Source organism: Petrimonas sp., assembly GCF_963921705.1.
Taxonomy (GTDB): Bacteria; Bacteroidota; Bacteroidia; order Bacteroidales; family Dysgonomonadaceae; genus Petrimonas; species Petrimonas sulfuriphila.
Window position 1 is genome coordinate 838,934 of the sequence record NZ_OY997410.1, and the last position, 14,443, is coordinate 853,376.

At 43.3% G+C, this 14,443-nt stretch carries 9 protein-coding genes; 5 read left to right on the forward strand and 4 right to left on the reverse strand.

Annotated elements, in window-relative coordinates; translation table 11 throughout:
* Window positions 1-40: 40 nt before the first annotated feature.
* From AACM02_RS03565 to AACM02_RS03575, 3 genes are all read right to left on the reverse strand, one after another.
* Window positions 41-2,386 carry an FtsX-like permease family protein gene (locus AACM02_RS03565; RefSeq protein WP_339116089.1) on the reverse strand — a complete coding sequence of 782 codons (2,346 nt, stop codon included), beginning with the start codon at window positions 2,384-2,386 and terminating at the stop codon, window positions 41-43.
* A gap of 103 nt (window positions 2,387-2,489) precedes the next feature.
* The gene (locus tag AACM02_RS03570) at window positions 2,490-4,856 is read right to left on the reverse strand and encodes an ABC transporter permease (RefSeq protein ID WP_214062233.1); all 2,367 of its coding nucleotides are present in this window, start codon (window positions 4,854-4,856) and stop codon (window positions 2,490-2,492) included.
* A gap of 144 nt (window positions 4,857-5,000) precedes the next feature.
* Complete coding sequence (locus AACM02_RS03575) at window positions 5,001-6,251, reverse strand: HlyD family efflux transporter periplasmic adaptor subunit (protein ID WP_339117424.1); 1,251 nt, start codon at window positions 6,249-6,251, stop codon at window positions 5,001-5,003.
* A 246-nt stretch (window positions 6,252-6,497) separates the two neighbouring features.
* Between AACM02_RS03575 and AACM02_RS03580 the strand changes: the two genes are divergently transcribed.
* A complete protein-coding gene (locus tag AACM02_RS03580; protein ID WP_214062234.1) occupies window positions 6,498-7,637 on the forward strand; it encodes an ATP-binding protein in 1,140 nt (379 codons plus the stop codon).
* A 68-nt stretch (window positions 7,638-7,705) separates the two neighbouring features.
* Here AACM02_RS03580 and AACM02_RS03585 read toward each other — a convergent pair whose 3' ends face one another.
* Window positions 7,706-9,217, reverse strand: a complete 1,512-nt coding sequence (locus tag AACM02_RS03585) for a TolC family protein (RefSeq protein WP_339116090.1) — start codon at window positions 9,215-9,217, stop codon at window positions 7,706-7,708.
* Between the two features lie 350 nt (window positions 9,218-9,567).
* Here AACM02_RS03585 and AACM02_RS03590 point away from each other — a divergent pair, with 350 nt between their 5' ends.
* The 4 genes from AACM02_RS03590 (at window position 9,568) to AACM02_RS03605 (ending at window position 14,288) form a co-directional block, all read left to right on the forward strand.
* Complete coding sequence (locus AACM02_RS03590) at window positions 9,568-10,728, forward strand: ATP-binding protein (RefSeq protein ID WP_339116091.1); 1,161 nt, start codon at window positions 9,568-9,570, stop codon at window positions 10,726-10,728.
* Complete coding sequence (locus AACM02_RS03595) at window positions 10,721-12,118, forward strand: sigma-54 dependent transcriptional regulator (RefSeq protein WP_339117425.1); 1,398 nt, start codon at window positions 10,721-10,723, stop codon at window positions 12,116-12,118. Before AACM02_RS03590 ends, AACM02_RS03595 begins: the two co-directional genes overlap by 8 nt.
* Complete coding sequence (locus AACM02_RS03600; RefSeq protein ID WP_214063092.1) at window positions 12,115-13,110, forward strand: ATP-binding protein; 996 nt, start codon at window positions 12,115-12,117, stop codon at window positions 13,108-13,110. The genes AACM02_RS03595 and AACM02_RS03600 overlap by 4 nt, the downstream gene beginning before the upstream one ends.
* A 137-nt stretch (window positions 13,111-13,247) precedes the next feature.
* On the forward strand, window positions 13,248-14,288 hold the full coding sequence (locus AACM02_RS03605; RefSeq protein WP_339116092.1) for a LacI family DNA-binding transcriptional regulator: 1,041 nt from the start codon (window positions 13,248-13,250) through the stop codon (window positions 14,286-14,288).
* Window positions 14,289-14,443 lie beyond the last annotated feature (155 nt).

A 14,443-nucleotide genomic window follows, 5' to 3' on the forward strand; every position in this document is an offset into this window, starting at 1 on the left:
GACTGACTCATTAGCATATTGGCACGTTAATTCCTTGTTTTTATTCCGATTTCAAACTCTCCACCGGATTGCTTCGCGCCGTGCGCCATACGTGCCAGTTAACGGTTAAAAATGTGATAACGGCGACTAATAACAATGCAAGTAAAAACGAGCTTACCGATACATCTATCCGGCAAACAAACTGTTGCAACCATCTTTCTATAAACCACCACGCTATCGGCACTGCTACCACAAAGGCTATTGCCATCCATATAAATATCGGTTTCATCAGCAACCATAAGAGTTGCGGCGTTTTCGCCCCGTTGATTTTTCGGATACCGATTTCTTTGGTGCGTTGACGAACCGCATAAAATGTGATACCGAACAAGCCGAAACAGGTAAGCAGGATGCTGATAAACGAATACATGTTGAGCAGACGCGACATCTCGAAGATTTTAATGTTGAGTTTGATAAATTCATTATAGGTGTCGATGTAAGTGAACCCGTCATCGGGAAAGGTTTGCCACCATGCCGATTTAATGGCGGAAAAGGTTTCGGAATCATTCTTGCCGTCGAGCCTGACACGCAATGTGCTGGTGTATCTCGGATCATAAGCATATCGCCCTATCACAAACGACGTTGTTTTTTCTTCTAAGGAATTGAAGTGAAAATCTTCCACTACTCCGGCGATAACGGATACCGAATCTCCCACATCGAAATACTTGGATAAGGGCTCGTTCGTTAACTCCGTTTCCCGTTTGCCCAATATATCGACAAACGTCTTGTTCACCAGTACCGAATATGGATTGATTTGGAATGATGACCTCCAATCGTCTCCCGAAAGTTGCCGGAGATTAAGTATGTCTAATAATTCTTCATCTCCCGAGAGTTGCAGCACCGCCGTTTCAATTTCTTCCCCGGTTTCTTTTCGTAACGTGCCGTGCATAATCCATGAGTTCATCACGGGCAGGTTTCCTATGGAAACACCGGATACGCCGGGAATATTTTTTAACCGGGATGTCAGTTTTTGAAGTTCCTGAATCTCCATCACCCCAGATATCTCTATCAGGTTCCGGTACCGGTTGCCGGTTTGTTTCACCAGGCTTACCTGCCGGTTTGCCGTAAGGGTGGCGATGATCAAAGCGAAAGCAACAACAAACTGCACGGTAATCAACGTGCCAATCCATCGGTTTTTACGGGTAGCGAAAAACAGGCGGTAGTCGCTTCCCGACAGGCGGCTGATTTTCCGGCTCATTATCCAGGCCGGGATCACCGTAAGCACAACAATGAACAGTATCAGTATCGGGTAAAAATCTTTGCTGTAGAAATATCCCGGTGAAAAATCGACCGACACCACCTGGTTGAAAACCGGCAGCAAATCGTGCATCATCAGTATTGCCAATACGAAAGAGATGAGAACGGCAAGGAAGGTGTCCGCAAAAATCTGTATCCGCACATCGGATGCGCGGGCACCCATCAATTTTTGTGTGTGGAGTGCTTTTACCTGTTGCAGGACGCGTGAAAAACTCATGTTCACGTAATTGAACACTGCCGTGAGGAACACCAGGATCGCGGAAATCAGCCCGACGAGCAACAGGCTGTTTTTTCTGTAATGCCAGTAATTGAGTTGTTGCTGGTTATAAGTGGATGAAATGGATTGATCGAACGAATAAAAATAATACTGTCCTCCTGCGAGCGTCGGTATCCGGTCTTTCTTCACCTTTTCTTCAAATTGGGAGCGGTCTGTATGCACCGGCATCATCAACAGTGTGGGACCGCCCCAGTTGTTTTCGGGGTCGCAGACAAGCCCGTCGAAGATAATGGCCGACTGCGTGCGGCTTTTTGTTACTGCCCCAACCGTGTAAACGATTATTTTTTCCGAGCCGAAACCGTCCTCCTTACACACTGTAATCTGTTTTCCCAGAGCGTTTTCGTTGCCGAAAAACTTTTGTGCCTGCTTTTCACTAAGAACGATCGACTGCGGATTGTGGAAAGCGTTCCATGAACCGTACAGCAGTTCGAACGGAAAGAATTCCGGAAAAGAGGCATCCACGTTGAGAATTTCCATTGGCTCAAGATGTTGGTTGTTCACCTCGATATACTTCATGCCAAAACTGTTCAGTTGCAGGAACCCTTCCATTTCGGGATACTTCTCTTGCAGTTGTTTGGGAACATCGCTGCTCATATACGCCACTTTTTCTCCGGGGTTGGACGGCATATCCTGCATCACCCACACCAGTTTATTGCGGTTGGGATTGTTCTTCTCGATTCCGTATTCGTAGCTGACGAAAGAAATCAGCAGAGCCGTGCAAGCAATACCCACGGTAAGGCTGAGGATGGAAATAAGTGTGAACGTTTTGTTGCGCCACCAATTTCGGAATATTAATTTAAGTGCCGTTTTGAACATATACTTGTTTTTTAGATGATAAAAGTTAAGAGTCAAGACTTTAGGCTTTTATTCCGATTTCACCACCTCCGCCGGATTTTGATTTGACGCTCTGTTTACCTGACTAAAAATTGTAAGCAGCACGATAACCGCCACAACCAAACTCACCACCGCAAACATCCACCACGAAATGGAAATGCGATAGGCAAACCCTTGCAGCCAACGGTGCATAAATAATCCGGCCAACGGGAACGCCACGGCGCACGCTGCAAGCTGCAAGCGTAATCATCAGGTACTCGCGAATGAACATCACCATTATCTCGCGCGTTTTCGCTCCCGCCGTTTTGCGAATGGCAATTTCCTTGCGGCGGCGTTGCGTTTCGCGCTGCGACACGGAATAGATGCCGAAAACGGCAATCAACACACACAAAGCGGCTACAGTGAAGAACAAATTCATTACATCTTGTTCGGTTTTGCTTAAATCGGCCAAGATACTGTCCACTGTTTTCACTAATTCTTCGTTTTCGTCGTCGGGTTGGTGTTTTAACACAAGTTCATTGATGGCTTTAATGGCATCGTTTTCTGTTCCGGAAACAACACGCACGTAATTAAAGTATCCACCATTGGCGTTACTCATCCCTTTAATTAATAAAGGAGGAATCTCACTTTGCAGGGCAATGGTATGAAAGTCTTTTACTAAACCTATAATCTCAAATTCTTCTTTTCCGCGTCCTTGCTCGTTAGACCAATTGGCGGGGACGGTTATTTTCTTTCCTATGGGATTTTCCATTTCCATTATTCGTTGAGCGGTTTCATTGATGAGTATTTTATCGGATTTCCACCTGCCGACTAAATCCTGTTCGGCAAAATCCCGCCCCATTTGTAAAGTAAGCCCTATATCCGTAACAAAATTCATTTCCACATCAAAAGTTTGAAAAACAGGATTATAATCCATCGGCTTGCCTTCCCATTCAACATCCATCGCGCGTGTTCCTCCCATATTTTCCATATTCGGAATAATGGTGAAAAAATTGGTATTGATGACGTTTTTCACCATTGGCAGTTTTTTTACATTTTCCATAAAGGGAATTCTTTCGTTCAACTTCATTTCTATTTGCAGAAGATGATTTTTGTTGAATCCCCAATCGGCATTGTGCATAAAATGCACTTGACGATAAAGAACAAACGCGCTTAGGATAAAAAACAGGCTGATAGCAAGCTGTAATACCAAGCTAATTCTGTTGGATGAGAATTTGTTTTTTGTCGGGGTAGATTGTCTTAACGAAGTTTTTCGGATAAACCGGGATAAGAACACAAATGCAGTAAGGTAAAGCATTGTGCTAACTGCACAGATAGTAACGAGCAAAATCCGATATATTTTACCGGTAATGATTATGGTGGAAAAAGTTTTTTCGAAAACCGGAATAGTCAACTCCAGTGCGCAAAACGAAAAAAGCAGCACAACGACAATCAACAGAAGCATTTCTATGACTATCTGCCCGAAAATATTGAGTGTGGATGCCCCGTTTACCCGGCGCAAATTCATTTCCCTTACGCGTGTAAACATTGTATTGATGAGAATATTGAGGTAGTTGAAAAACGCGGCAAAAATCAATAACAGCGCCGAAAGAATAAACGTGCGGATATATTTTATATCGAATGTCACTTTATCGAACGGATTGCTGATCGTTTGTCTAACGGATTTTAGGGGAACCATACCAAATAACAGATCATCATTGTAATTATTGTCGATGGCAAAAGTCCTTAATTTTTCGTTGAATTTTTTGATATCTGTATTCTTTTTTAACTGGAAAAAAGCTCTTGTATCATTAAAATCGTGCCATTTTACAACATCGTCGACTTTTGTATATAAGAATAGTGCATCCGAATCGGATAAGTATCCCACTCTTTTGAAAATGCTGTTTGCCGGAGGGTTGCAAATAACCGCTTTTACGACATAAGATTTACCGTATCCCGAAACGAGTACCTTTCCTAATGCTTCTTCCGGCGTTCCGATATGTTCTCGCACGAAAGATTCAGTAAGGACAATCTCATCACTATTTTTAAAGGTATTTGCATCCACTTTACCGGCGATAACGTTGGGTGGAAACATATTGAAAAAACGCTCGTCCACAAACTCAAGCAGTGGATATCCCAAATTTTTATTGTTGTATTTAAAATTAGAGCCAGAGTTTGGATATTGTACTGCCACTTTTTCTATTTCGGGGAAAGCTTGTTGTAATTTCTCTACGGCGATATAGGGCATAGTTCCCATTTCGTATGGTTTCCCAGAACTTTTGTACATACTGTACATTCTGTAAACTCTATCGGCATTAGGATAAAAGTTGTCGTATGTTGTTTCGTATTTATACCAATGGTATCCGTACGCGAAAAACACCACGCCGATGGTCAATCCCAATACACTGATGATGGTTTGGGTTTTGTATTTCAGGAGATTTCTCCACGCGATTTTTAGATAATGTAACAGCATATATTTTTAATTACAAATTATTAATTACCAAATACTAAATAGACTGTTAGAAGTCCGAAAACCGAAGTTTGCAGCCGGCGGTTTGATAAATTTTCAAACTTTAAACCTTAAACTTACTAATAATTACCAACTCAGCACTTAAAACTATTTTATTACCAGTTCCTCCACATCGCCAAAATTAGCGTATCCACTCACCACCACGCGGTCGCCGGCTTGCAGTCCGCTCACTATTTCGTACTGCACCGGATTTTGCCGACCAACGCTGATGGGTGTTTTCACTGCCCTGTCGCCCGATTTGTTCAACTTATAAATCCACTGTCCGCCGGTGGTTTGGAAAAAATCGCCGCGTGGAATGACGATGGCCGTTTCCGGTTGTCCCAGCTCCACCTGCACCCGGAAACTTTTGCCAATGCGTACGTTGTCGGGCATGGTCTCCGTAAACACCAAATCCACATCAAATTGCCGGTCTTTCACTTCGGGAACGACTTTCGACACGCGTAGCGGATATTTCTTTCCCTGATAGGTTACCGATGCAGGCAATCCCACCTGTACGCGGTCGATGTAATACTCGCTCAATCGGGTATGTATCTTGAAATTGTCCATCACTTTTATTTCGCCAATGCTTTCCGATTGTCCCACCCGCAGGCCGAGCGTAACGTTGAGGAAACTCAATTGTCCGTCCATCGGGGCGCGCACAATTAAATTATCCATTCGTCCGCGGGTGTGTGAGGTGGTTTTTCGTACCCGCTCGAGGTCGTTGTCCATCAGCGTTCGGCGCAGGTGTGTGGCGGCGCTGTCTTGTCTTAGCCCGTCTAATTGCAGGGCGGTGCTTTGGGTTTTGTAGGTAAATTCTTCGCGTTGCACATTGAGTTGCGCCTTGCTTTTTACACCCATCTTAAATTCTTCTTCGCCCAGCGCGAAGTCTTTTTGCAAACGGCTCAGTTCGTATCGCGCCTGAAGTGTTTGCTGCTTGAGCAGGATGGTTTTCTGCTCCATTTCCAGCTTTTTCTCCTCGTAGAGGATACGCTGTTTTTCCCATTCGGCTTGCTGCTCTTCGATGATGCGCTCTAATTCGGGATTTTGCAACACAAGAATCACGTCGCCTTTTTTCAGCATCGCGCCTTCTTCGGCAATCACTTCCTGTACCATTCCGCTTTCCAGCGCGTTGAGCTTGATGGTTTGGATGGGCTGCACGATGCCTTCGGCATCCACGTAATCGAGAAACGGCGCTTCCGCCACGTCGGCAATCGCGATTTTTTCGTTGTCCACACGCAGTTTTCGTCCGCCCGATACGCTCACGATAACAAATACGAGGAACGCCACAAACGCCGCTCCGGCAAGCAGGTGGTATTTGTATTTTTGGAAAAACGAACGTTTGGGCAAGCGTTTATCCATAGCGCTGTCGCGGGATTCGTGGAAAGAGTTATCGGTTCTAAGTTTTGAGTTCTGAGTTTCGAGTTCCGGGTTGTTCATTTTTATGTTGGCCATTGGCGTTAAAAGTCTATTATCTGAAATCTGTATGAAAAAACAAAGTTGTACTTTAGATATTCATGAAAAAACAAAGCTATACTTTAGATATTCATGAAAAATAATGTATCTTTGTAACGGTTTTACCTTATTATTCACAAAAAACAAATCAGAATGTTATCACGAAAAATAACAATTCAGGATATAGAGAACGAAAGCATTTTTCTTTGGGGTGCGCGGCAAACCGGTAAGAGTACGCTGCTGAAAATGCTGTTTCCCGACAAACGAATCATCGATTTGTTGAAATCGGATGAATTTGAACGTTATAACCGCCGTCCGGCACTGTTACGCGAAGAACTAAGCCTGTTACCCGTAAACGAGTTGGTTATCATCGACGAAATTCAGAAAATCCCTGCTTTACTTGACGAAGTGCATTGGTTGATAAGCAATCATAATCTTCGTTTTATCCTGAGCGGCTCCAGTGCACGCAAGTTACGCCGAAGCGGTGTGAATTTGCTTGGAGGCAGAGCTATTCGAAAGCACTTGTATCCGTTTGTCAGCGCCGAAATTCCCGATTTCGACCTTGTAAAAGCCTGCAATAACGGTATGCTGCCGCGCCACTATTTAGTGGAAAACGCCACAAACCGGCTTCACGCTTACGTGGGCGATTATTTGCAACAGGAAATAAAAGCCGAAGCACTTACGCGAAACCTGAATACTTTTTCTCGGTTTATGGAGATTGCGGCTTTGAGCAATGGTGAAATTCTCAATTACAACAACATTGCTTCGGAATGCGGCGTGAGTGCACCTACAGTGAAAGAGTATTTTTCTATTTTGGAAGAAACGCTGATAGGTTATACCATTCCCGCTTTTACCCGAAACGTGAAACGTCGTGTTATCCAATCTCCCAAGTTTTACTATTTTGATGTAGGCATTGCTAATTTTCTTCTCAAAAGAACTGAGATAAACCCCGGTTCACCCGAATTTGGACATGCTTTCGAACATTTAATCATGCAAGAACTTATAGCCTACCTTGGTTATTTCAAGCCTCAACTCAGCTTGTCCTATTGGCGCACAACATCGGGTTACGAAGTGGACGCCATTATCGGAAATGCCGAAACAGCCATTGAAATAAAATCATCCGACGAAGTGCAATCGCATCACACAAAGGGATTAAAGGCATTTTCGGAAGAATTTCCCGATTGCCGGCTGATTATTGTTTCGTTGGATAAAAATCCGCGAAGGATGAACAATGTAGAGATTTATCCCGTGTTACAATTCTTGTCGATGCTTTGGAGCGGCGATTTCTTTTGATCTGATCAATTTTCGCTTATATTATTATTTCAATTTTTGAAGTAGAGCAACGCTTTGCTGTACCGGTTTTATTTAATTAAACTATAAAAATTGTCTTCCGTCTTCTGACATCTGTACTCTATTTTCTGTACTGACACATTCAAAATCGGACTATTCTTCTCAAAATCCCATCCCGTGATGCTCCGCAATCCGTAATAGAGGCTCCAGTAGTTTTGCAGTTCGCGGATATAGTCGCGTTGCGATCGGTCTTTTTCGGCAATGGCGGCATTCAGATCGAGAACGGTGGATTTCCCGAGCAGATAGAGCCGGTAGGCTACATCGTTCCGGCGCGCGGCGCGTACCGATGTTTTCTGCGCGATAGCCACTTTATCGGCCTGCAGGTTAAACTGTTTCACGAGTTTTATCACGTTGGCCTCAAAGTCGGTACGAGCCTGGGCGATGTCTATTTTCACTTTTTCGAGGTTGCTTTTTGCCACTTCCACCCGTCCGCGTCCCACGCCCCAATCGAGGATGGGAATACGGATGCCGAGACTTACCAACTGTTGGTTAAGCGGGTTGTTATACACATTGGCAAAACTGCGGTCGGTTTGCGACAAGCCGAACTGCATATACAAATCAGCCTTAAATCCGCGCGAAGCCTTGGCATAGGCCACCGCACTTTCGCTTTGAAGTTTTTGCAAGGCAAGCAGTTCCATATCGGGACTGTTTTGGCGGGCAAGTTCAAGCGCTTCGTTCACAGGCACCATAAATTCGGGTACCGCTTCGCTTACCTGCACCACAATTTCCACATTATCCGTTATTCCCAGAAAACTGCGCAAATCCTGAATCCGGTCGTCCATTTCAATATGGGCATTCAGGCGGTTGGTTTGTTCCGAAAGGTAATTGATTTCCAGTTGCAGCATCTCGTTTTCGGTTATGGTGCCTATTTCGTAACGTCCTTTGGCGTAAGTATAAAGGGTATCGGCATTGGCGTAATTGTAGTTTGCCGAACGTAAATTGCTTTGCGCCGTAGCCAACTGAAAAAATTTCATTGCCGCCTCCGAAGCCACTAATTCGAGCGTTTCGGCGTAGTGTTTTTGTGCTGTGCTGTATCGTACAGGCTCGATGCGCTTATTCCATTTCAGGTAGTTGTAACCGAACAGATTTTGCGAATATCCGACGACCACGGGCGTGGATTTGAACGAGTATTGGTTTTCGGAGAAAATATCCAATCGCTGCAAACCGCTCTGTACGAACACGCTACCTCCAAGTGGGGCAATATTTTGATTGATGGTCATTGAGCCGTCGTTGAGCAATTGGTTGCGGTGTACAAAACTATCGGTTCCATCGGGCAGCGTAACCGGACTGATGGACCGGTTGAGCTGCGAATTGGACGAGAACGTCAGGCTGGGCAGGTAATCGGCCTTGAACGACCGCCAATTCCAATAAGCCGCCCGGTATTGATGGCGTGCCGCCACCGCCTGCGGCGACTGCTTCCGGGCAAGCGCCACCGCTTCGTCCAATGTGAGCCGAAGTGTGTCTTGAGCTGCTGCCAAATGCCCGAAGGCAAACAAGGAGAGAATGACGATGATTTGTTTCATATAAAAAACAAATAACAAAAGTTGTACCAAAGGCGTATGTATAAGATAATTAGATTATTACGATTTTAATGTTTTTTGCAAAAAGTGTGGAATCGCACAAATTGAGTTCGATTTCGCACAGTTTCGTAAAGATATATTGTTTACATTTGTGGTGGGAATTAAGTTTAATGTTTAAAGTCTAATGAATGTTTAGGGTAAAAGTTGTGTAAATTTAAACAACAAATCCTGCAAATTTAAAGTTGGAGTTCTGCAAATTTAAAGTTGTAGTCCTGTAAATTTAAAGTTAGAGTCCTGTATTTTTAAAATATTAAGTATCTTTGCATCCAAAACAATCTAAAAAACAATAAACTATGATGGTTAATCGGGAAATAGCAGGTGCTATGAAACAACTTGCAGAAAAATATCCCATTATCGCACTTACGGGACCAAGACAATCAGGCAAAACAACGTTGCTAAATGAGATGTTTTCGGATTACAGGTATGTGAACCTTGAAAATCCGGATACGCGAAATTTTGCGGAAACCGATCCGCAAAGTTTTTTAAACCAGTATGGTAAATATGTTATTTTTGATGAAGTGCAGCGCGTACCGCATTTGTTTTCATATATTCAATCCATTGTTGACGATAGCAGAATAATGGGGCAATTTATTTTTTCGGGTTCGCAAAACTTTCATCTGATGCAAAACATCACGCAAAGTTTGGCGGGTAGAGTTGCCATTTTTCGGCTTTTTCCGTTCGATTTTCAAGAATTGACAAATGCGGAACTACTTCAACCAGAATACGCGGAATATTTGAAAAAAGGTTTTTACCCTGCTATTTACGACCGAAATATCAAGCCTTCGGATTTTTATCCGAACTACATCGAAACCTACATTCAGCGCGATGTGAGCGAATTGATTGCCATCAAGGATATGAGCCTTTTCCAAAAGTTTTTGACATTGTGTGCAACTCGTGCAGGGCAGATGTTGAATATGAGCAACTTGGCAAAAGAATGTGGCATTTCGTCGCCAACAGTAAAGGCGTGGCTGTCGGCATTAGAAAACAGTTACATCATTTTTCTGCTGAGACCCTTTTACAACAATTTTAGCAAACGCATTGTCAAATCTCCCAAGCTTTATTTCTACGACACAGGGTTATTAAGTAATCTGCTAAAAATAAATGACGTATCGAAAATTGAAAATCAATCCATAAAGGGCACATTGTTTGAAAATATGATTATTTCGCAATACGTAAAGCGTCTGCATCATAAAAATGAAAAACAAATAGAGCCGTGGTTTTGGCGGGATTCGGAAGGCAACGAGGTGGACATGGTACTCGAAAAGTCGCAGCAAACTGAAATTGTAGAAATCAAAGCAACACAGACCATTATGCCGGATTTGTTTAAGGGATTAAATTATTACGCTGCACTCGCAAAAGAAACGAAACTCACAAAAACATTGATTTACGGCGGAAACGAAAGGCAAAACCGTACCGTAGCACAAATTGTGCCGTGGAATGAAACAGATGTTTGATAAGTTTTTTAATTCGACAACCATGACAACCAAACAAGGAAAAATACTCATCGTTGACGATAACGAAGACATTCTCTTCGCTCTTAATCTACTGCTGCAACCGCACGTGGAAAAGGTAAAAGTCACAACACAACCCGAACGCATCGCTCATTTCATAGAAACGTTCGCTCCTGACGTGATTTTACTCGACATGAACTTTACGAAAGATGCAGATAGCGGACATGAAGGTTTTTTCTGGCTAAAAAAGATAAAGGAAACCGATTCCGATGCGGTGGTGATTTTCGTAACTGCCTATTCCGATACGGAGAAAGCGGTGCAAGCAATTAAAGCCGGCGCTACCGATTTTATTCCCAAACCGTGGGCAAAGGACAAATTGCTGGCCACGGTGGCTTCGGGCGTGGAATTACGCCGTAAACGTACAGAAGTTTCGCAACTGAAAAAACAAGTGGCGGCTCTTGAGAGCAACCTTTCGTTTCCCGAAGTTATCGGAGAAAGCCAAGTAATGCAATCCTTGTTTGAAACCATCGACAAACTGAAAAATGCCGATGCCAACATACTGATCCTGGGTGAAAACGGAACGGGGAAAGACCTGATTGCCAACCTGCTTTATTGTTGCTCACCACGCGCCGGCAAGCCGTTTGTGCATATCGATTTAGGCGCTATTCCCGAAACACTGTTCGAAAGCGAACTTTTTGGATACGAAAAAGGGGCGTTTACCGATGCTAAGAAGGAAAAAGCCGGACGGTTTGAAATTGCATCGGGCGGAACACTTTTTCTGGACGAAATCGGAAATCTCACGCCCGCAACGCAAATGAAGTTGTTAACAGCTATCGAAAAACAACAAATAATGCGTCTTGGCGGCACTTCTCCCATACACATAAACGTACGTTTGCTTTGCGCCACAAATGTCGATATTCACGAAATGGTTGCTCGTAGCTATTTTCGGCAAGATTTGCTCTATCGCATCAATACTATCGAGTTGCATATTCCACCATTGCGTGAGCGTGGAAAAGATATTGAACTACTTGCCGGTCACTTTTTACATCGCTTCGCGAAAAAATACAAGAAAGACATCCGGTGCATTTCTACATCTGCGTTGCGGAAACTAAACGCATACAACTGGCCGGGCAACGTGCGCGAATTGCAGCACGCTATGGAACGCGCTGTGATTTTGGCATCGGGATATACGCTTTCTGCCGATGACTTTATGCTGAAACCGGCGCCGGTGCGAAAAACGAAATCCGAGAACCTGAATTTGGAAGAACTGGAACAATCAGCCATCGAAAAAGCCCTCGAACAAGCGGACGGAAACATGAATCAAGCAGCAGAATTGCTGGGTATTTCGAGATTTACCTTATATCGGAAAATAGATAAATATAAACAACGATGAAGTTCAAGTCCAAGCACCTCTTTTCCCTGAAAATCACCACGATTGTGTTGTTATCGTTGATTGTAGCGTGGATTTACCTGAAAGGATTTATCTTCTCGTCAGCAATAATATTGGTTGCAATTGTGGCGGTTGCGGTTTCAATGTATTTAGATCGCAAAAAACTGATCAGTCGCATGGAACAATTGATTGCAGGTATTCGTCATTCCGACTTCTCTACACACTTTGTCAGTTCTGGAGCTAACGATGAGATCAATCTCCTTTCGCAAGAAATGAACGAAGCACTCGATATTTTTCGTTCCCGTACGCACGATGCCATGATGGACGAAGCCGAGTCACAAGCGTGGCAAAAACTTATCAGTGTGCTCACGCACGAAATCATGAACAGTATCACGCCCATTATTTCTCTTTCCGAAACGCTCAACGAACGCAAAATGCCAGATGATACCGATCCCGAAGCGTATCGCATCATGAAACAGGGGATGGAAACCATCCACCGACGTAGCAAAGGATTACTTTCGTTCATCGAAAACTACCGCAAACTTACACGCTTGCCGCAACCTACCGTTCAGCCTATTCACGTGCAGTCGATGCTCAAATCGATGCAACAACTGGTTGGTCCCGGCGGTATTCAATTTGCCTATTCTGTTTATCCCGATCAGCTTATTCTAAAGGCCGACAAGGGCATGACGGATCAATTGCTGCTCAATCTGCTAAAAAACGCCCACGAAGCTTGCGTTACACAACCTAAATCTAAAATAGAGGTAAAAGCCGAAAAGATAGGCGGCGAAATCCATATTTCGGTTTCGGATAACGGTCAAGGTATTTCATCCGAAGCCATGGAGAAAATTTTCATTCCCTTTTATTCTACAAAACCTACCGGATCCGGCATAGGTCTTAGTATTTGCCGACAAATAATGTTGCGCCACAAAGGGAAAATAGTGGTAAGATCGGAAAAAGGTGGAAGTAAATTTACAATGATTTTTCCGGATTAACTCAGGTATCCAGGTAAATGGCATTTCCCTAAAATCAGATGATATATGTTTTACAGCATAAAGGTTGTTTTTTAACTTAAAATATTTTGCTGATTCGATACAGCAAGATATTTTTGTGGAGTAAAACAATAACTGTTGTGGACGAAAAGCCCAGAAATAGAGTTTCCTTAAAGGATTTGGCCCACCACCTCGGCGTATCCAAAACGTTGGTTTCAGCTGTTTTAAACGGAAAAGCCAAGCAATACAGGATAAGCGAGGAGACGGCTACTTTGGTAAAACAAGCGGCCAGGGAGTTGCAATATTCACCCAATATGGTTGCCAAAGGATTGCGTACCGGTAACTCTCAACTCATCGGGCTAATCGTGACGGATATTTCAAATCCTTTCTACTCAACGATTTCGCGTATCATTGAAAACAAAACCAACGAAATTAATTACAAGGTCATTTTCGGCAGTTCCGATGAGAGCTTGGTTAAAACCAGGCAACTGATCGATGTCATGCTTGACAAGGGTGTTGCCGGATTAATCATCGTTCCGTGCGAGGGATCACAAGGCATGATCGCCGAATTACACAAGAAAAATATTCCTGTTGTACTTATCGACAGGTATTTCCCTGAACTGGAGGTAAGTTATTCGTGCCTGAACAATTTCAACGCGACTAAACAGGCTACGATGCATTTAATTGAACAAGGGTACAGAAATATTGCGTTAATCTCTTATAAATCTGGATTGAGTAACATCAGAGACCGTATTCTCGGGTATAAGGAAACCATGAATAACCATGAGCTTGGCGAATACGTTAACGTGAAAAGCGTAAATATTGATCATCCGCTTCCCGAAGTTGAAAAAGCACTTGATTATTTAGTCAATAGAAAGAATGCGGAAGCCGTAATTTTTATTACAAATGCCTTGTTGGTAGCCGGCCTGCGTAGTTTAAACAAATTGAATAAGCGGATTCCCGACGATGTGGCAGTGGTAGGATTCTATGGTAGTGAGTTGTTCGACTTGTACTATTCTCCGATAACGTATATCAAGCAACCGATTGATATGATTACGGAGGAAGCGGTTAATACCTTGATAGATAAGATAAAATATGGGGAGAACCGTAAGTTTTCCAAGACGTTTATCGAACCGGAACTGATTATACAGCATTCATCCATCAAAATGGATAACGTATAAAACTTAATTTTTTCTTAATAAAAACGTATAGGATTGGTAACATTATTTTTATTTTTTTGTACCTGAAGGGTTTGGAAGTCATGTTGTTTTTTTACCACATAGCTGAATCGTTTTAGCATTTCTGCGATTAAAAAGATAATAAGAAGAGGCACTGG